Raw genomic sequence first — 18024 nt, forward strand, 5'->3', positions numbered from 1 at the left:
TTTAATTTTTATGCATTTCTTTGTCCTATTAGAACCTTTATACACTAATTAATATAGTCCATTGGGTTAACATTTTTTCCATCAACAATTATTTCAAAGTGAAGATGTGCTCCGTCAGCTGCCTCAATGCTTGCTGTTTTCCCTACATTTCCTATGGTCTGACCCTGTTGCACTTGTTCTCCAGTCTTAACACTTGCTGATACTAAATTGTTATATAATGTTTTAATATTGTTTCCGTGGTCTATAACAATTTCTGTTCCTGTCAGGTCAGATGTGTTTACAGATTCTACCGTTCCTGCAAATGCCGATTCAATTAGCAATGTATCTTTGGGCTTTATGTCAACGCCCTTATGTACTCTCCATTCTCCTATAGATTCATAATAAACTAAATCCTCCATTGAAAATTCCCTGTATACTTCCCCTGCCAATGGAGTTTTCATCATTTTTAAATCTATGCTTTCATTTCCCGGCTGGTCTTTTTCCTCATCATTGTCTTTTTGTGCATTTTCATAGTCCTCTATTATTTCTTCAACTTTGTCCTTGTAAGGGTCAACGTTAGCTCCTATATTTTCGCTATCTGAACTATTCCCTGCCATATTGTTTCCGTCAGGATCAGGACTTGATGTATATCTCCAAACTATTGCAGTTGCTAAGAGAACAATACAAAGAGCAATTATAAAGAAACTTGTATCCTTATGTTTCAGCCTAATAAAGAAATTTTTCATTTTCATCTTTGCATTTTTAAATCTATTTTTTTTCATTTAATCCTCCTGTTTTTATGCTTCTTTATTATCTGAGGATAGTGTGTCCCATTTTTTTTATTTAATACAAAAATGTTCTATTTTTTTTGATTGTTCATAAAATAATAGTAAAACTTATGATAAAGGGGGTTAGTTTAATGTTAAACCGTCTGATTTATGCTCTTATTATATTTATACTGCTGTTGACCATACCCAACTTGAGCCTTGCATTTCTAGAACAAAAAATGAATATGCCAAGTGCAGCAGAAATTGTAGATAATGAGCAATCAAGCACATATGAAGAGGTAACAAGCAATGATAATCAGGAAGAATTTAAAGAAGTAAATATTAAAGAACCTGAGCTGATTAAAGTATACAACTTAAAGACACAGGAGATTATGGTAATAGATTTTGAGGAGTATATTAAAGGTGTTGTTGCTTCTGAAATGCCTGCAGAATTTAATATTGAAGCGCTAAAAGCTCAAGGAGTTACGGCAAGAACGTATTTGCTGTATAGATTAAAAAAATATCCTAATGGGCATCCTGATCACCCGGGTGCACCAGTATGCACCGGCACTCATTGCCAGGTATGGACGTCTAAAGAGAATCTTATTGCATCTCACGAAGAAGGCTGGTATGAACAATATTGGGGGAAAATTGAAGAAGCCGTTGAATCTACAGAAGGAAAAATATTAACTTACGAAGGGAAAATAATTGAACCGCTTTTTCATTCAACAAGCGGAGGAAGGACTGAAAATTCTGAGGATGTATTCTCAACAGCAGTTCCATACCTAAGAAGTGTTGAAAGTCCATATGAATCCGAAGCTCCAAAACTTCATGATTCTATTAAAATATCTGTGGATGAATTCATAAACAAATTAAACTCTATATATGGAAATTTAAATCTTTCGCGCGATAACCTTAACGACAAGATTAAATTGGGAGAGATAAGCGAAGGCGGAAAAATAAAATCTATATACATAGATAATACTGAGGTCACCGGGAGGGAAATGAGATCTCTTTTTAATTTAAACTCAACAAATTTCAGCTTCATACAATCCGGCAATGAACTTGAAATAATTACAACCGGCTACGGCCATGGAGTTGGAATGAGCCAATGGGGAGCTGAAGGAATGGCCGACAAAGGCTATGATTACAGAGAAATATTAAAACACTATTTTACTGATATAGAAATAGTAAGTATGAAATAGTTGCGAGCTATAGGTTAATGTTACAGTCACATATTGTAACATTAACTTTTTATATACAATAATTTTGCAATATGTTATTATTATATTAAAAGTATGTAGAAAGGATTGTTATAATGATATTTATAAATGAACAAGCTTATAAAGAGTTTAAAGCTCTTTTAGATGATGCAAATGTTGAATCCTATAATATAAGGATAGGACTGGATAGAGTAGGATGCAGCGGGCCTATTTTTAACGTATATGTAGATGAAGCCACTGATAATGATGATGTTGAAAAAATACACGAAGTTTCATTTATTGTTGAAAAATCTCTCAATGAAGAATACGGTGGTTTTATAATAGTTTCAAGTGAAGAAAATGGTGGAAATGGCGTCGGTCTTAAACCTGTAGTACAGCCTTCATCTGGAGGATGCGGAGGATGCTGTGGAGAATGCCACTAAAAAAACGGCCTAAGCCGTTTTTTTATGTTAAATTATTCTTATTCTGCTACATATGGTAACAATGCAATAGTTCTTGCTCTTTTTATTGCTCTTGTAACCATTCTTTGATGCTTAGCGCAAGCACCTGTAATTCTTCTCGGTAATATCTTGCCTCTTTCAGTTGTATACTTTTTCAATTTAGCAAGATCCTTATAATCTATATGTGTAGTCTTTTCTTGGCAGAATTGACAAACTTTTTTACGAGGTCTTCTTTTTGAGTAATTTCTTTCGCTTCTATCGTTTCCTTGTCTTGAACTCACTTTATGTTCCTCCTTCCCTAAATATCGGTTTTTTAGAATGGGATATCTTCGTCATCTACCGGCTGGAAAATATCATTGTCTTCATCTGGAAAGTCACCGAAAAAGCTGCTATCTGGCTGTACCGGTTTTCCCTGCTGTGGTGATGATTGATCTCTTCCACCAATAAACTCTACTCTATCTGCTATAACATCGGTTGTATATCTTTTTTCGCCTGTCTGTGTAGTATAGCTTCCTGTGGAAATTCTTCCGTGGACTGCACACATGCGACCTTTTGCAAGGTAGTTAGCGCAGTTTTCTGCTTGTTTTCCAAAAACAGTTATACCTATAAAATCCGCTGTCTGTTTTCCTTGAGATGTCGCTTCTTGTTTCTTTTCTCGTGACATTTCTTTGTCTACTGCCAAAGTAAATTTAGCAATAGCCATACCTGATGAAGGTACGAATCTCAGCTCGGGATCTCTTGCCAGTCTTCCTATTAATACAACACTATTCATATTCTTCCCTCTTTTTTATTATTCTTCTACAGTAATCATTTGTCTAATTACGTTTTCGCTGATTTTACAAATTCTGTCTATTTCATCAACAGCATCTGCGCCTGCAGTAAATTCAATAAATACATAGTAACCTTCTCTTTTTTTGTCGATTTCATAAGCAAGTCTTCTCTGACCCCACTCATTAACCTTTTCAATTGTTCCCTGTCTTTCAGTTATTATGTTTTTTACTTTTTCGATTTCTGCATTTCTTACATCTTCTTCTAAATTAGAAAGTAAGATTAAAGCTGCTTCGTATTTTCTCATCTGAGTCACCTCCCTTTGGACTTCGGCTCTTGTTTTCCCAAGAGCAAGGATAGCTTATATATTATAGCACTATGGTTATTCCAATACAAGCATTTTTTACAAAAATATATTTTTTTATTAGTTTACAATTTTATTTGATACTCAGCTTCTTCATTACAATAGCTGCATTTTTCGGATTGAACCTTTAGGACCTCAGGAGCAGCTTCCGACTCGTTTACGGCATCATCAATCGCCATGTCCACATGAATACTACATGCATATATAATTGCTTTTTCTTCCATTTTTTCTCCTAAATTTCATAAATTCTACTTGATCTGTCCCTGTATGTCATATCTAAACATATTCCCGGATTTACTTCTATTGAATTTTCCTTTAGTATATTTTCCACAGTTTTATACGCCAACTGAGGAAAATTGTTTTCCTTACTCAAGTGTCCCAAAAGGATTATTTCCGTTCCTCTTTTTACAACTTTTGTAATTAAATCGCCGGCTGTATCATTGGACATATGACCAAATTCTCCTAACACTCTCCTTTTGAGAGGCCATGGGTACGGACCTATAAGAACCATATCTTCATCATGGTTTGATTCAACAAGCAGTAAATCTGAGTCTGTTATACTGCTGACTATTATATCATTTATGCATCCCGTATCTGTCACAAGGCTTATTTTTTTATTACCATGAAATATATTATATCCCACTGGATGAGCAGCATCATGAGATATATCAAACGGTGTTATAACTAAATCTTTTATTTCAGTTTGTCTTTCAAGAATTTTAATATTTTCAGGTTTTATTTCTCCCAGGCACGACTTCATTGCATCCCAAGTTTCTTGATTGGCATAAATAGGTACATTCAGTCTTCTAGACATAATTCCTGCACCTTTAATGTGATCCACGTGCTCATGGGTAATAAATATAGCATCAACCTTTTTCGGGTCTTCCCCTATATTAACAATTTCCTGTTGTATCTTTTTTCCGCTTAAACCTGCATCTACTAGAATTGTCGCATTATCTGTTTTTATATATTGGCAGTTCCCGCTGCTTCCGCTGTATAATGAACAAAATTTTAATTTCAACTTGTCCTCCCTTTATGTACCTGCACTTGAATCAATTTATACTATCATATTATTTTAATTTTTACAAATACAAATTATGTTGAAATCGGTTTTAAAAATCGAAGCAGGTTACAATAAAGTATACCTTTGATCAGTGTAAAAATTAATGTATCATACATAGCAAAGTTAAATCATATAAATTTATTATGTAGGAATTATGTCATATAAATAAAACTTATTAGAAGGATATTATGATTATTAGACTTAAATTTAAAGTGTTATTAATTTTTTCAGCATTTATATTAATAATAGGGCTTTATTTATCTTTTTTTGCCAATAATGCTAATGTAGTTACGGCAGACAGCAATAAAGATTTTATAAAGTGGGTGGATTTTAGAGTGTCCTATAATGCAATGGATAAGGCCTTAAAAGCTGATATAGCAAGCGTAGACGAAGATGTTAAACTTAATTGGGTTGAATTGCTTGCTTACCTCGGCACCAGGTATGGAGGAGATTTTGCAAGGTATAAGTCAAAAGATATGGATGTTCTAATTAACAAATTAAAAAATGGCACCAGTATCGAAGAACTAACAAAAGACCTAAAGCACTATGGTTATTATTTTGAGGCATATTCTGCAGTGCTAGGAAATTTCGTAGGACCTTGTGAAATACAAGTTAAGGATGAAAATGACCCTTCCAAAAAAGTATGGGTAAAAAAATACGGTCTCAAAGTTTTTTCTCCCATTGCAGCAGGATACGGTTACAGCCACTATGATGATTTTGGAAACTCAAGAAGTTATGGCTTCAGAAGAGTTCATCTTGGTAATGACCTTGTCGGTTCAGTAGGAACGCCTATTGTAGCTGTGGAAACCGGAAGAATTGAAGCTTTAGGCTGGAATCAGTACGGAGGATGGAGAATAGGAATTCGAAGTCTTGACAATATGAGATATTACTATTATGCTCATTTGCGAAAAGATCATCCTTATGTTAAAACTTTAAAAGAAGGAGATATTGTATATGCCGGAGATGTAATCGGCTACTTAGGCATGACCGGTTACAGCCGAAAAGAAAATGTAAATAACATTAATACACCCCATCTTCATTTTGGAATGCAGCTGGTATTTGATGAGTCTCAAAAAGAAGCCTTGGCAGAAATTTGGATTGATGTTTATAAAATCGCAAAACTGTTAAACAGAAGCCGATCTTCAGTAATTTATAATAAGGATACACAGGAAAGTGAAAGAATTTATGATATACGGTTTCACAATGTTCCCGAAAGAACCCTGCATTACAACACTGAAACTACAGCAGAACCATAAATCAAAAGCAAAAAAACAGGAGGGTACTGATCCCTCCTCAATATTTTGCTAATTATTTGCATCTTCAAGCTTCTCAATAATCTTTAACATTACTGCCGCAGTTTCGGCTCTAGTCAAATACTCTTCTGGGCAAAAATTGTTTGAGTATTTGCCTGCCATTATACCATTAATATAAGCAGTTTTGACATCTTCAATTTCTTTCTGGTTTAAACCTCCTAAATCAGAAAAAATGCTATGTATATCAAGATCCTTAAATTCTTCATTTTCGTTAAATATGTTTCTTATCAGCTTAGCTGCTTCCTTTCTGGTTAATTGGTCCATAGGATTCAGCTCACTTTCATACTCTTTCAGCAAACCCAGTTCATTTACGTGCTTGATATAACCCTCAGCCCATGTGTGAATTTCACCGGCATCTGCAAATGGCAAAGCATTTTCTTCAATTGAAATCATTTCATCACTATCATTTTCATTATCTGTGTTTTTTCCGGCAATTTGTTCTTTATTATTTTCGTTGTCTGTGTCTTTTCCGGTAAGCTGTCCTGTATCATTTTCTTCTTTGTTATCATCTGTATATTTATATTCCGGTAAGTATTCTTCTTTATCATCAATTACCTTGCTCAGAAAAACTAAAAACTCTTCTTTAGTTGCTATATTATCAGGGTTAAAGGATTCTGCCTCGTTGATTACCCCTTTATGGAAAAGTTCCATAATAATCTTTCTTGCCCAATGGAAAGATATATCATTGAATACATATCCTCCATGCTCAATATCTCCTGTTCTCAATAACCAGTTTCTTTCAATCCAGCCTTCTCTGTTTTCATCGATATATACCTTATACCAATAGTAGCCATTTTTCAAAATCGGGCCTTCGGTTATCGTGCCAAGCTGATTTTCTTTCAGCTCATAAATGTATTTTCCTGCCGGAACATCCCTAAGCTGATATTTTGACCTTACTCCGTCAGTTCTTACATAATCTCCTACCTCATACAAAACAATATTTGCGCTATTGGTATATGAAGGCGTTGGAACAACTAATGACCTGCTCGGCTTCCCTGTCTGAGGCAGGTAGGAAAAATCAATATTATTAATTTTCTGTCCGTATTCTTTTTCAGCTATATCGTAAATCAACTGCTGATATGTGTATTTTTTTGCATATGAGGACAGCATGTTAGGATTGTTGCTTTGTGCCCATCCGTTATATGCCCAAAGAGCAAAGTACCAATTTTCAAGTATATTGGGGTCCATGTTCCCTACGCATGATACACTTTGATATGAGCTCATACTCCACTTATTAAGAAGCACATCTGCTCCAGCTTCAATATTGTACATAATGTCATATTTCAGCTTATAAGAATCATAGCCTCCATTTCTGTTGCTGACCTGCATAAGGCCTATACTGCTTCCGCTTATTTTAGGACTGCCGTCACGATTAAAATGTTCGTATACGGATTCCACCCTGGCTATTGATTTCAATATTACTGAAGGCACTCCTCGTTTTAGAGCTACTTCATTAATCATTTTTTCTATTTCCTCACGTGGAGGATTGTAATTTGCAAATACAACATAGTTAAAAGCAAACACAAAGATAAATATCAACATTAAGATTTTGAGGGTTTTGGTTTTCAATATTTTCATATCTACAGCCTCCCATTCCAGATTTCAACCGTTAACTGTTGACTTGTATACGGTCAATTAAGTTTAACACTTCATTTTTTACCTTATCCAATGTTTCTGCAGATTGTTTTCTGCTTTCCCCCTTAACTGAAAAATATGCTTTTAGTTTAGGCTCTGTTCCAGATGGTCTCAGAACTAACCATGAGCCATCTTCAAATGAAAATTTCAACACATCAGATTTTGGATAATTTAATTTTTCTGTCTTTCCGTCCAAAAAATTTAAGACTGTTCCCAATTTGTAATCATACACATACGGTATATTTTTACCTGCCAGAGAACTAAGTTTATTTTCTCTAAAATTATCCATTATTGATTTCATTTTGGAAAGTCCGGAAGCTCCTGTAAAACTCAATGAAACAGTTTCTTCCATATAAAATCCGTGTTCATTGTATATGTCATTAAGAATATTTACTAGTGTTTTCCCTTTTTTCTTATAATATGCAGCCATTTCACAAATGAGCATAGATGCTATTACCGCATCTTTATCTCTTACAAAGGTTCCCGCCAAATATCCATAGCTTTCTTCATAGCCAAATAAAAATCTGTATTTCTCAGAGTCCTGAAAATCCTGCATTAATTCTGCTATATATTTAAATCCTGTCAATGTGTCAAATGTAACAGCATTATACTTGGATGCAATGTCTCTTCCTATCTCGCTTGTAACAATTGTTTTAACGACCGCCGCATTTTCAGGAATGCGTCTCTGCTCGCTCAATGACGAAAGTAAATAATTCAAAAGCAGCACCCCGGTCTGATTACCGTTCAACGCTGTCATTTTGCCTTCATCATCTTTTACAACAAGGCCCACCCTGTCACAGTCGGGATCAGTTCCTATTATAATGTCCGCTCCTGTTTCCTCTGCTTTTTTTATTGCCAATTCAAATGACTTTATATCTTCCGGATTTGGAGACTTAACTGTAGAAAACTGAGGATCCGGCAGCTCCTGTTCTTTTACAATAGCGACATTATTATATCCAAGCTCACTAAGTGTTCTCCTGACAAGTTTATTGCCTGTTCCGTGAAGAGGTGTATAGACAATTTTTATATCCTTGTCAACATCATTGTTGAGACTTAGACTTTTCACTTTATTTATATATATTGTATCAATATCTTCACCGATAATATGAATTTTCTCATTTCCTTCAGGTTCGATATATTTTATATCTTTAAGCATTACCTTGTTAATTCTTTCAATTATTGCATCTGCGTCCTCAACGACCTGCCCTCCAAATCGGTCGTAAAGCTTGTATCCGTTGTATTCGGGAGGATTATGGCTGGCAGTAATTACAACTCCACCTTTACATTTAAAGTGTCTTACTGCAAAAGAAAGCTCCGGTGTCGGTCGCAGACTTTCAAATAAAAATACGTCTATATCATTTGCTGCAAAAACACTTGCTGTTTTCTCGGCAAACTCCTTTGACATATTTCTGGAGTCATATGCTATGGCAACGCTTATTGTATCATCACCATATTTCTCTTTCATGTAATTCGATATGCCCTGAGTTGCTCTTGCAACTGTAACGATATTTATACGATTTGAACCGGCACCTATTTTCCCCCTCATGCCTCCGGTACCGAATTCCAGTTCCTTAAAAAACCTATCCATTATTTCAGAATCATCTTTTTCAATGTTTATAAGCTCTTTTTTCAAGGAATCATCAATATATGGGCTTTCAAGCCACATATCATATTTTTCTCTGAACATAGTTACCCCCTTATATTCAGCTTATTTAAATAAGCCTTAAATTCTTTTCCCAAATCCTCTCTTTTAAGTGCAAAATCTACTGTGGCTTCAAGAAATCCAATCTTGCTTCCAACATCATAGCGCCTGCCTTCAAACATATATGCATAAACGTCTTCTATGTTGCACAATGTCTTTAATCCATCCGTAAGCTGTATTTCGCCGCCTACTCCCTTTTTAGTATTCTCCAGAATATCAAATATTTTAGGAGTAATAATATATCTCCCTAATATAGCAATATTTGTTGGAGCATTATCGCGATTCGGTTTTTCCACTAAATCCTTAACCGAATATACTCTTTCATTCACCTTGTTCCCTGAAACTATTCCATACTTGCTAACATTTTCCCACTCTACCGGCTGTACGCCTAAAATTGTAGAATTATATTGTTCAAATGCTTCCATCATTTGCTTTAAACACGGTTTTTGCGCATCCACAACATCATCGCCGAGCAATACGGCAAACGGCTCATCCCCCACAAAAGACTTTGCACAATAAATAGCATGGCCTAATCCAAGAGGATTTTTTTGTCTGACCGTGTGTATGTTTATCATTTTTGAAATGCTGCGGACCTGCTCCAGAAGTTCTTCTTTATTTGTTTTTTCCAAATTGGATTCAAGCTCTACAGCTCTATCGAAGTGTTCTTCTATAGATCCCTTATTTCTTCCGGTGATTATTAACAAATCCTCTATTCCGGAAGCAATTACTTCTTCAACTATGTACTGAATTGTAGGTTTATCTACTATAGGCAGCATTTCCTTCGGTATTGCTTTAGTTGCAGGCAGAAATCTTGTTCCAAGCCCTGCTGCCGGTATAACTGCTTTTTTTATTTTCATATTTAACCTCTATAACATTAACTATTCAAACTCATCGTTTAAAGATAATAAGACTCTGACAACTGAAAATTGCCAGAATCTTAATATTAATTTGCGCTTATGATGCCCCGTAATTGGTTTTTATATTGTCTGTTATTAATGAATCCTTCAATGCGTCCATATGTTCAAGGGACTGTCCCGTGCCTTTTGCGACACATGAAACTGCATCTTCGGCAATTGCTACATCCAAGCCCGTTCTTTTGGCAATCAGTTTATCCAAGCCGTGTATAAGACATCCGCCACCGGTCATAACTATTCCTTTCTCACTTATATCTGCCGCCAGTTCAGGAGGAGTCTTTTCAAGAACTGAATGTACGGCATCAGCAATAGATGTTATAGTTTCTTCCAATGCTTCTAGCATATCAGCCGAAGAAATTGTCAGATTAACAGGAAGTCCTGTGACAAGATTCCTTCCTCTTACCTCCATGAACTTCTCTTCTTCTTCCGGAAAAGCAGTCCCTATATTTATTTTAATATCCTCAGCGCTTCTCAATCCAATCATTACATTGTATTTTTTTCTCACATATCTTACAATAGCATCATCACACTTGTCGCCAGCAATTTTTATCGATCTGCTTACGACAATTCCTCCTAGCGATATAACAGCTATATCTGTTGTACCGCCTCCCATATCTATAATCATGTGTCCTGACGGCTTTGTTATATCAAGACCTGCTCCTATTGCTGCTGCTACAGGTTCTTCTATAAGATATGTCTTTTTAGAGCCTGCATTCATGCTTGCATCAAGCACCGCTCTTTTTTCGACTTCAGTCACTCCGCTGGGAACGCATATTATAACTCTCGGTTTTATAATTGAGCTTCCAACCGCCTTTTTTATAAAGTATTTCAGCATTTTTTCTGTTATGTCAAAATCTGATATAACACCGTCCCTTAGCGGTCTTATGGCAACAATATTGCCCGGAGTACGTCCGAGCATTTTTCTGGCTTCCTCTCCAACCTCAAGTATTTTATTGGTATTTATATCAATTGCAACAACAGAAGGCTCATTTATTACTATTCCTTTGCCCTTAATATACACTAATACACTGGCAGTTCCAAGGTCGATTCCAATATCCATTCTGAAACCCATTTTTATCCTCCTGAAATTTTCTTCTTTAGCTATATTTTGCAAAACAATTTAAAAAATTATGCAAAATATCTCAATAAGTTATAATGATAAAGATTATACCATATAACCACATTAATTTCAATTTATTTTGCTTAAAAGCGGTAATTTTAAGAGAAAATTAAAAAATCATTCAGCCGTGCAGGATAATTCTCAGAATTCCTCTAAATTTCATATCCTGCACGTGAATGACTAATTTATTTTTTAAGCAGTTTTTTAATTTTCTGAACAGGATCCAATAATTCGCTTAATGACCCGTCATAGTTTAGGGTATCAATAATATTGGCTATATATTTTGACATGTCAACTTCCGTATACCATGGTTTATCCAAAAGTTCAGGCTTTCTGTAAATCATGTTTGTAGTAAATATTTTCGTTATTGTTCCATCATTGTATGCCTTGTCAAATTTGGCTAAACCTTCTGTAAATAATCCGAATGAAGCAAACACGTATACATTTTTTGCTTTTCTTTCTTTCAGCTTCTTGGCAACATCAATCATTGAATCTCCAGATGCAATCATATCGTCAACAACAATAACATCCTTGCCTTCTACATTATCCCCTAAGAATTCATGGCTTACGACAGGGTTCTTTCCATTTACTATAACAGAATAATCTCTTCTCTTGTAAAACATTCCCAGATCAAGTTCCATAACGGAAGAATAGTATATGCACCTTGCCATTCCTCCCTCATCAGGTGAAATAATCATCATGTGATTTCTGTCTATTGCCACGTCTGGAACAGATCTTACAAATGCTTTTATCATCTGATAATGAGGATGAAAGTCCTCAAATCCATGCAGAGGAATAGCATTTTGCACTCTCGGATCATGAATATCGAAAGAAATGATATTTTCAACGCCCATGGATGTGAGTTCCTGCAATGCCAACGCACAGTCCAGTGATTCTCTCGTGGCTCTCTTATGCTGTCTTCCCTCATAAAGCATCGGCATTATAACAGTTATTCTTTTTTCTTTACCATTCATGGCTGCTATAATTCTTTTTAAGTCCTGATAGTGATCATCCGGGCTCATTGGAACATCCATACCGTACATTTTGAATGTTGTTCCATAATTAAATACATCAGATATTATAAATACATCATGTCCTCTTACAGTTTCATTAAGAACACCCTTCGCCTCACCTGATCCAAATCTTGGGCACACAGCATCTAACAGGTATGTTCTTACGGGAACAGAGTCCTCTGAATATATAACACCATTTTTATCCTGTCTCCATTCCTTTAGGTAATAGTCTATTTTAGCTGCAATTTCTTCGCAGCCCTTCATAGCTATTATTGACAATTCACCAAACGGCTGAGGTTCATTGTAAGTATAATCATTTATATTCATTTCTTCCTCCTGTTCAAATTAAACGACTTTCTTATTTTCTTTTACATTCTATCAAATATTTTATAATTGTCAAAACAAAGTATAATAAATATTGTTAAGATATTTTAATAAAAATAAAAATCTATAGAAATATACTTACGTATCTCTATAGATTTAATTAATCTCACTTGTAAATTTTAGCTATATTTGCCGACAAGTCTTCGTATGTAAACGGCTTATGTATAATAACTTCGCCTTTACTTATCAATTCCTCATAATCTGATTGCTGCGCGAAACCGGTAATAAAAAAAGCCTTTGTTTTATTTTTAGTTTTTTTCATTTCCTCATACAGCTGTTTTCCCGACATTATAGGCATTGATAAATCTATTACTGAAAAAGCAATTTTGCAGCTGTGTCTTTTGTAATACTCCAATGCTTCCAACGGTTTGCTAAACTTAATAACGTCATATCCCAAATCTTCAAGCAACTCTGTTTCAACATCGAGTACATTTTCATCATCATCAACCAGCATAATCAAATTGCTATCAACGTCAATTTTAGTGGTTTTATTAACTGAATATTTTTTGTTATACACCGGCAGGAAAATTTCAAATCTTGTTCCCCACCCTACTTTGCTTCTTACGTTAATAAAACCAGAATGGGATTTTACAGTCCCAAAAACCACGGATAGTCCCAAACCTGTTCCCTTTGTTTTAGCTTTTGTTGTATAATACGGCTCAAATATTTTCATGAAAACATCCTCGCCTATTCCCGAACCATTGTCTTCAACATAAATTGTTATGTATTGCCCAGGCTTTAAGGTTTCACCATGACTTAGAACCATTTCTGAAAATACAACTGTGTCTAAAGTTCCTACTTCAATTTTGCCAACTGAATCATTCATGGCGTCCCTTGAATTTAATATAAGATTTACAATTAAATTCTCGATTTGAGCTTCATCACCCAACACTGACTTGTTTGCGGCTCCATACTTATAACTAAGTTCTATTTTTTTGTTTAATATGGATTCTACCATCATGTATGTGTTGTCCAATACATTTTTCAAATTAACCGGTTTGTTTGTGCTGCTTTCCTTTTTCGAAAACATAAGAATTTTTTTAGTCAAATTTGCCGTACTTTGTGAAATGTGAATTATTCTTTCTGCATATTCTTTAACTTTTTTTAAGTCATCAGTTCGCTGTATCATAGTCGCATTCCCGATTATGCTCATTAACTGATTATTAAAGTCATGAGCAATTCCACCAGCTAGCTGACCCAATGCTGCCATCTTTTCGCTCTGCCTTCTTGCTATATCATCTATCTCCTGCATATCCTGAAGGCCTTCTACATTCATTTTTTTTGCTAGATCTCCTTGTACAATTAACCTCATCTCTTCGCTACTAATCATTTGTTCCCCTTTACCTTCACTAATTATTTTTAATCAATAAGGTAAATATACAATGTAATTTTGCAAAACTTTGTAGAAAAATGTAAGAAATAAAAAATAATTTTTATTTTTTTGTAGTTTCTCCGAATACAATTTTACAATTATAGTATTTATAAATAAAACTTACAAAAAAAGCAACATTCAACGTCGCGAAGAGCGTCAAATGTTGTTTGTAATGGTGATCCATCGGCGATTCGAACGCCGGACACCTTGATTAAAAGTCAAGTGCTCTGCCTGCTGAGCTAATGGATCATTTTTTTTATGAACTTGTATATAATAACCTCTGTGTCTAAATTTGTCAATGTTTTTTTAGAAAAATCGATAAATTAATAAGTTATTTTATATATTTCATATTATACAACTATGTATTTTATTGATATTGACTTATTTTTTTTAATTTGTTAAAATTAAAGAAAAAACGAGGTGTTATTATGGCATTTAATATGGTTGCTTCCCATGCAGTGTGGCCTATGGAAAATGATGCAATATTCGGGCTTGCTGCAAAGGCAAAGGAAGCTATTGATAAGTACGGCAAAGAAAACGTTATTGATTCTACTCTTGGAGCGCTTGTTGACGATGATGGAAATCTTATTTGTCTTGATACAGTATACAGTGAATTAAAATCACTTCCAAATGCTGCAATAGCAGCATATGCTCAGGTAGCGGGGCAAGCAGACTTTCTGGAAGCTGTTCAAGATGCATGCTTTAAAGAATATCGACCAAAAGCTTATATAAAAGCCGTCGCAACCCCTGGAGGAACAGGAGCAGTAAGGCATTCAATTTGGAATTATACTGAACCGGGAGATTCTATACTTGTTTGCGACTGGTTCTGGTCACCATACGTGACAATTTCGGAAGAATTTGGCAGAACAGTTACAAATTATGAATTCTTTAATGATAAGGGCGTATTTAATATTACTTCATTCAAAGAAAAATTTGAAAACTTAATTGATAAGCAAAAAAGACTTGTCACTGTATTAAATACTCCTGCTAACAATCCTACAGGATACAGTCTGTCTGATGAAGAATGGGATGAAGTTTTAGACATCGCAAAGGAAAAAGCTAAAGACCCGGAAAATAAAATAATATTTATGGTCGATGTTGCTTATATTGACTATGCCGACAAAGATAGAAGAAAGTTTTTTGCCAAATTTTCTAATCTTCCTGAAAATATACTTATACTGATAGCATACAGCATGTCAAAAGGATATACAATGTATGGCATGAGATCTGGGGCAATTATCGGTGTTTCTTCAAATGAAGAAATAGCTAAAGAATTCTATTACACATGCATGCACGCAAACAGAGCGAACTGGTCGAACGGAACAAGGGGCGCAATGTCTGTTATGACTAGTATAGCCAAAGACCCTGCTAAAAGAAAAGCTTATGAAGAAGAAGTAGCTAAATACAGAGCGATGTTAAAAAAACGTGCAAATGCCTTTGTAAAAAGCGCAGAAGAATGCGGCTTAAAAATTTTACCTTACCGAGATGGATTCTTTGTCAGCATACCTTGCAGCAATGCAAAACAGTTGTCTGATGAATTAATAAAAGAGAACTTGTTCGTTGTTGCATTAAAGAAAGGACTAAGATTTGCAGTTTGTGCGGTTTCTGAAGATAAATGCAAAATAGCACCCGCAAAAATAAAGGAAGTAATGGACAGATACAAATAATCAGATCTAATTTAAGCACCGACGGAATGCGCCGGTGCTTTGTTATATATTTTTTTCTTTAATATAAGGTATAAATTAAATTATATCTTCCTGCCGTTTTATTCAAATTAACTACTATAATTTTGCTTACCCAGCAATTCTTCCGACTTTGTTTTCCATTTACCTGACAAATAATATGGCCCTGAAATTAGAAGCCAAAACGCCCATCCAACCGCGTAGCTCAAAAACATGTATTCTTTTCCATATTTATCTGCTATATAGTACGCTGCCGGAATTCTTCCAAGCCAAAGAGATATTATAGCACCCATCATCGGAACAATAGATTCCCCTGCGCCTCTTATTACAGCATTAATTGTAAATACAATTGCCAACAGTGAAATTGCCGGCATAACATTTTTCAAATATATCATCCCAGACTCAATTACCGCAGGATCTGAGTTAAACATTCCCAGCAATGAAGGCCCCAATGGAATAATAACCAGACATGCCAAACAAACCATGACAGACAATCCTACTGCCGTAACAGTACCCTTATGAACTCTGTCCATTCGTCCGGCGCCAATGTTTTGCCCCGTAAATGTTGTAACTGCATTACTAAAGCTCTGAATAGGCATAAATGCAAAGGTATCAATTTTATTAGCAGCATTAAATCCGGCAATAAAGTCAGAACCATATCCGTTTACGAGAGATTGCAGACTCATAATTCCTATTGAAAAAAGTGTCTGTTGTATTCCTGCCGGAAGACCCAGCTTTACTATTTTACCAAATATAGCTTTATCAAATTTAAACTTAAAAACCGGGAAATCTAAAACCGCATATTTTCTTTTCATATATATAATTCCAAAAATCCAAGAAGCCATTTGCGCTGTGATCGTTGCTACTGCAACACCAGCAACTCCCATACCAAATACAATTACAAGAATCAAATCGAGGATAATGTTCATTACGGTTGCTATGGAAAGAAACAAAAGTGACGATTTACTGTCGCCAAATCCCTGCAGTATTCCGGCATTAACATTAAATCCAAACCCTCCTATCATACCGCTGAATATAATCATCATATATGTTTTAGCCATAGGCAGAGCATCGATTGGGGTTTTAATGAGTACTAAAATAGGCTCAGACAAAAAAATCCCTATTATAGAAATAGGTATAGATCCTAAAATCATTGCTGTATAAATAGTCTGGGCAGTTCTCTGAACGTTATCCATATCACCGGCTCCGACATATTGAGAAATAAGAATTGTAGCCCCCAGCCCAAGGCCAATAAACATTGCAGCCATCATAAATATAATCGGAAATCCTGTCCCTACTGCCGCTAATGCCAACTTCCCAACATAATTGCCAACAACAATACTGTCTACCATGTTGTATAATTGTTGAAATATATTTCCTATAAGCATTGGAAATGCAAAAGTAAGTATTATTTTTAGCGGACTGCCGCAGGTCATTGTATTCATAGATGAATTTTTAACTTCTATTTGGTCTTTGTTCAATTAACCACCTCCTTAATGTGTACTGTATATTATAGCATTATTTTATACAAATACAATACTGATTTTTTATAACAAAAAAAGAGAGTTTTTCTCTCTCTAATTGGACATATATTTATCAAGAAAGCAACTAATTTACCCTCTTTGTTATTCGCTTTTTATATTACCATATATAAAGTCCTTTACGCGGTTATAGCTATTTTCATCACCAACAAAATAAAATATATCATTTTCTTTAAATACAGCATACGGACCTGGAGACAAAATAATAACACCATCTCGCTTTATAGCAATAATAGTTGCGTTTGTATTTTGCCAAAAGTTGCTTTCTGATACAGTTTTTCCTAAACGGCTTGAATCCTCAGTGATTCTTATCTCAAAAGGCACAAATGGGTTAATTGATTGAAATCGCTGTGTATTTTCTAATAACAAATCAAATTTGGACTTAATATAATTTATTTCTTTTTTTTGATTGTCTAGACTGCTGTACAATTCAGATATTATAGAATTAACTGTTTGTTTATCACTAAAATGTCTTATAAATTTAGCTGCATTCTCATAGGATTTAATAATAACGCCGCTACCCTTCACTGTATCTACAATTTCTAAATCAGCAAGAACATTTATTGCCCTTCTTGCTGTTTCCGGCGAAACATTGTATCGGTTTGCTATAGAAGACCTTGCATACACTTTTTCGCCTATTTCAAAATTATGTTCAACAATTCTGGAAGCTATATCCAGGGCTATTTTCTGATATACAGAACTCTTAACTTTATTGTCCATATATTTGTCCTTTCTTCGTACCAT

Annotated in this window: 18 protein-coding genes and 1 tRNA gene; 4 read left to right on the forward strand and 15 right to left on the reverse strand. The window is 34.9% G+C overall.

All coding sequences use genetic code 11. The annotated features are described in order from the left end of the window. Nucleotides 1-44: 44 nt before the first annotated feature. Nucleotides 45-761: a M23 family metallopeptidase gene (locus RBQ61_RS02435; protein WP_308138949.1), complete on the reverse strand. Its 717-nt coding sequence runs from the start codon at nt 759-761 to the stop codon at nt 45-47. A 137-nt stretch (nt 762-898) separates the two neighbouring features. Between RBQ61_RS02435 and spoIID the strand changes: the two genes are divergently transcribed. Together spoIID and RBQ61_RS02445 are read left to right on the forward strand one after the other, a co-directional pair. Beyond that, the gene (gene spoIID / locus RBQ61_RS02440) at nt 899-1951 is read left to right on the forward strand and encodes a stage II sporulation protein D (protein ID WP_308138950.1); all 1053 of its coding nucleotides are present in this window, start codon (nt 899-901) and stop codon (nt 1949-1951) included. Between the two features lie 113 nt (nt 1952-2064). Next, nucleotides 2065-2391: a HesB-like protein gene (locus RBQ61_RS02445; RefSeq protein WP_308138951.1), complete on the forward strand. Its 327-nt coding sequence runs from the start codon at nt 2065-2067 to the stop codon at nt 2389-2391. Nucleotides 2392-2429: 38 nt separating this feature from the next. On the opposite strand, the gene rpsR is transcribed toward RBQ61_RS02445, so the two are convergent. The 5 genes from rpsR to RBQ61_RS02470 all read right to left on the reverse strand — a co-directional run bounded on the left by rpsR (nt 2430) and on the right by RBQ61_RS02470 (nt 4562). Further along, on the reverse strand, nt 2430-2690 hold the full coding sequence (rpsR, locus tag RBQ61_RS02450) for a 30S ribosomal protein S18 (RefSeq protein ID WP_213925934.1): 261 nt from the start codon (nt 2688-2690) through the stop codon (nt 2430-2432). A 32-nt stretch (nt 2691-2722) separates the two neighbouring features. After that, a complete protein-coding gene (locus RBQ61_RS02455; RefSeq protein ID WP_308138952.1) occupies nt 2723-3181 on the reverse strand; it encodes a single-stranded DNA-binding protein in 459 nt (152 codons plus the stop codon). A gap of 18 nt (nt 3182-3199) precedes the next feature. After that, nucleotides 3200-3484 carry a 30S ribosomal protein S6 gene (rpsF, locus tag RBQ61_RS02460; RefSeq protein ID WP_308138953.1) on the reverse strand — a complete coding sequence of 95 codons (285 nt, stop codon included), beginning with the start codon at nt 3482-3484 and terminating at the stop codon, nt 3200-3202. 122 nt (nt 3485-3606) lie between these two features. Continuing rightward, the gene (locus RBQ61_RS02465) at nt 3607-3765 is read right to left on the reverse strand and encodes a CxxH/CxxC protein (protein WP_308138954.1); all 159 of its coding nucleotides are present in this window, start codon (nt 3763-3765) and stop codon (nt 3607-3609) included. A gap of 8 nt (nt 3766-3773) precedes the next feature. Further along, nucleotides 3774-4562 carry an MBL fold metallo-hydrolase gene (locus RBQ61_RS02470; RefSeq protein ID WP_308138955.1) on the reverse strand — a complete coding sequence of 263 codons (789 nt, stop codon included), beginning with the start codon at nt 4560-4562 and terminating at the stop codon, nt 3774-3776. A 230-nt stretch (nt 4563-4792) separates the two neighbouring features. Here RBQ61_RS02470 and RBQ61_RS02475 point away from each other — a divergent pair, with 230 nt between their 5' ends. Beyond that, nucleotides 4793-5860, forward strand: coding sequence for a M23 family metallopeptidase (locus RBQ61_RS02475; protein ID WP_308138956.1), 1068 nt, complete (start codon nt 4793-4795; stop codon nt 5858-5860). Between the two features lie 48 nt (nt 5861-5908). On the opposite strand, the gene RBQ61_RS02480 is transcribed toward RBQ61_RS02475, so the two are convergent. The 7 genes from RBQ61_RS02480 to RBQ61_RS02510 all read right to left on the reverse strand — a co-directional run bounded on the left by RBQ61_RS02480 (nt 5909) and on the right by RBQ61_RS02510 (nt 14306). Continuing rightward, nucleotides 5909-7495, reverse strand: coding sequence for an S-layer homology domain-containing protein (locus RBQ61_RS02480; protein ID WP_308138957.1), 1587 nt, complete (start codon nt 7493-7495; stop codon nt 5909-5911). Between the two features lie 31 nt (nt 7496-7526). After that, complete coding sequence (locus tag RBQ61_RS02485; RefSeq protein WP_308138958.1) at nt 7527-9239, reverse strand: phospho-sugar mutase; 1713 nt, start codon at nt 9237-9239, stop codon at nt 7527-7529. Between the two features lie 2 nt (nt 9240-9241). After that, nucleotides 9242-10111 carry a UTP--glucose-1-phosphate uridylyltransferase GalU gene (gene galU / locus RBQ61_RS02490; RefSeq protein WP_308138959.1) on the reverse strand — a complete coding sequence of 290 codons (870 nt, stop codon included), beginning with the start codon at nt 10109-10111 and terminating at the stop codon, nt 9242-9244. 97 nt (nt 10112-10208) lie between these two features. Continuing rightward, nucleotides 10209-11240 carry a rod shape-determining protein gene (locus RBQ61_RS02495; RefSeq protein ID WP_213925943.1) on the reverse strand — a complete coding sequence of 344 codons (1032 nt, stop codon included), beginning with the start codon at nt 11238-11240 and terminating at the stop codon, nt 10209-10211. Between the two features lie 233 nt (nt 11241-11473). Then, nucleotides 11474-12628, reverse strand: coding sequence for a ribose-phosphate pyrophosphokinase (locus RBQ61_RS02500; protein ID WP_308138960.1), 1155 nt, complete (start codon nt 12626-12628; stop codon nt 11474-11476). 163 nt (nt 12629-12791) lie between these two features. After that, on the reverse strand, nt 12792-14015 hold the full coding sequence (locus tag RBQ61_RS02505; RefSeq protein WP_308138961.1) for an ATP-binding protein: 1224 nt from the start codon (nt 14013-14015) through the stop codon (nt 12792-12794). A 215-nt stretch (nt 14016-14230) separates the two neighbouring features. Further along, nucleotides 14231-14306, reverse strand: a tRNA-Lys gene (locus RBQ61_RS02510). Nucleotides 14307-14485: 179 nt separating this feature from the next. Here RBQ61_RS02510 and RBQ61_RS02515 point away from each other — a divergent pair. Next, nucleotides 14486-15724 carry a pyridoxal phosphate-dependent aminotransferase gene (locus tag RBQ61_RS02515; RefSeq protein ID WP_308138962.1) on the forward strand — a complete coding sequence of 413 codons (1239 nt, stop codon included), beginning with the start codon at nt 14486-14488 and terminating at the stop codon, nt 15722-15724. 107 nt (nt 15725-15831) lie between these two features. Here RBQ61_RS02515 and RBQ61_RS02520 read toward each other — a convergent pair whose 3' ends face one another. Both RBQ61_RS02520 and RBQ61_RS02525 read right to left on the reverse strand, forming a co-directional pair. Further along, nucleotides 15832-17220, reverse strand: a complete 1389-nt coding sequence (locus tag RBQ61_RS02520; protein ID WP_308138963.1) for an MATE family efflux transporter — start codon at nt 17218-17220, stop codon at nt 15832-15834. A 144-nt stretch (nt 17221-17364) separates the two neighbouring features. Next, the gene (locus RBQ61_RS02525) at nt 17365-18000 is read right to left on the reverse strand and encodes a TrkA C-terminal domain-containing protein (protein ID WP_308140086.1); all 636 of its coding nucleotides are present in this window, start codon (nt 17998-18000) and stop codon (nt 17365-17367) included. Nucleotides 18001-18024 lie beyond the last annotated feature (24 nt).

The sequence above is a fragment of the Sedimentibacter sp. MB35-C1 genome, from assembly GCF_030913635.1.
Lineage (GTDB): Bacteria > Bacillota > Clostridia > Tissierellales > Sedimentibacteraceae > Sedimentibacter.

Excerpts from the sequence above, each read along its gene's own strand:
- RBQ61_RS02435 (WP_308138949.1), bottom strand. The coding sequence starts at position 761 with ATGAAAAAAAATAGATTTAAAAATGCAAAGATGAAAATGAAAAATTTC.
- spoIID (WP_308138950.1), top strand. The coding sequence starts at position 899 with ATGTTAAACCGTCTGATTTATGCTCTTATTATATTTATACTGCTGTTG.
- RBQ61_RS02445 (WP_308138951.1), top strand. The coding sequence starts at position 2,065 with ATGATATTTATAAATGAACAAGCTTATAAAGAGTTTAAAGCTCTTTTA.
- RBQ61_RS02455 (WP_308138952.1), bottom strand. The coding sequence starts at position 3,181 with ATGAATAGTGTTGTATTAATAGGAAGACTGGCAAGAGATCCCGAGCTG.
- rpsF (WP_308138953.1), bottom strand. The coding sequence starts at position 3,484 with ATGAGAAAATACGAAGCAGCTTTAATCTTACTTTCTAATTTAGAAGAA.
- RBQ61_RS02465 (WP_308138954.1), bottom strand. The coding sequence starts at position 3,765 with ATGGAAGAAAAAGCAATTATATATGCATGTAGTATTCATGTGGACATG.
- RBQ61_RS02475 (WP_308138956.1), top strand. The coding sequence starts at position 4,793 with ATGATTATTAGACTTAAATTTAAAGTGTTATTAATTTTTTCAGCATTT.
- RBQ61_RS02480 (WP_308138957.1), bottom strand. The coding sequence starts at position 7,495 with ATGAAAATATTGAAAACCAAAACCCTCAAAATCTTAATGTTGATATTT.
- RBQ61_RS02485 (WP_308138958.1), bottom strand. The coding sequence starts at position 9,239 with ATGTTCAGAGAAAAATATGATATGTGGCTTGAAAGCCCATATATTGAT.
- galU (WP_308138959.1), bottom strand. The coding sequence starts at position 10,111 with ATGAAAATAAAAAAAGCAGTTATACCGGCAGCAGGGCTTGGAACAAGA.
- RBQ61_RS02495 (WP_213925943.1), bottom strand. The coding sequence starts at position 11,240 with ATGGGTTTCAGAATGGATATTGGAATCGACCTTGGAACTGCCAGTGTA.
- RBQ61_RS02500 (WP_308138960.1), bottom strand. The coding sequence starts at position 12,628 with ATGAATATAAATGATTATACTTACAATGAACCTCAGCCGTTTGGTGAA.
- RBQ61_RS02505 (WP_308138961.1), bottom strand. The coding sequence starts at position 14,015 with ATGATTAGTAGCGAAGAGATGAGGTTAATTGTACAAGGAGATCTAGCA.
- RBQ61_RS02515 (WP_308138962.1), top strand. The coding sequence starts at position 14,486 with ATGGCATTTAATATGGTTGCTTCCCATGCAGTGTGGCCTATGGAAAAT.
- RBQ61_RS02525 (WP_308140086.1), bottom strand. The coding sequence starts at position 18,000 with ATGGACAATAAAGTTAAGAGTTCTGTATATCAGAAAATAGCCCTGGAT.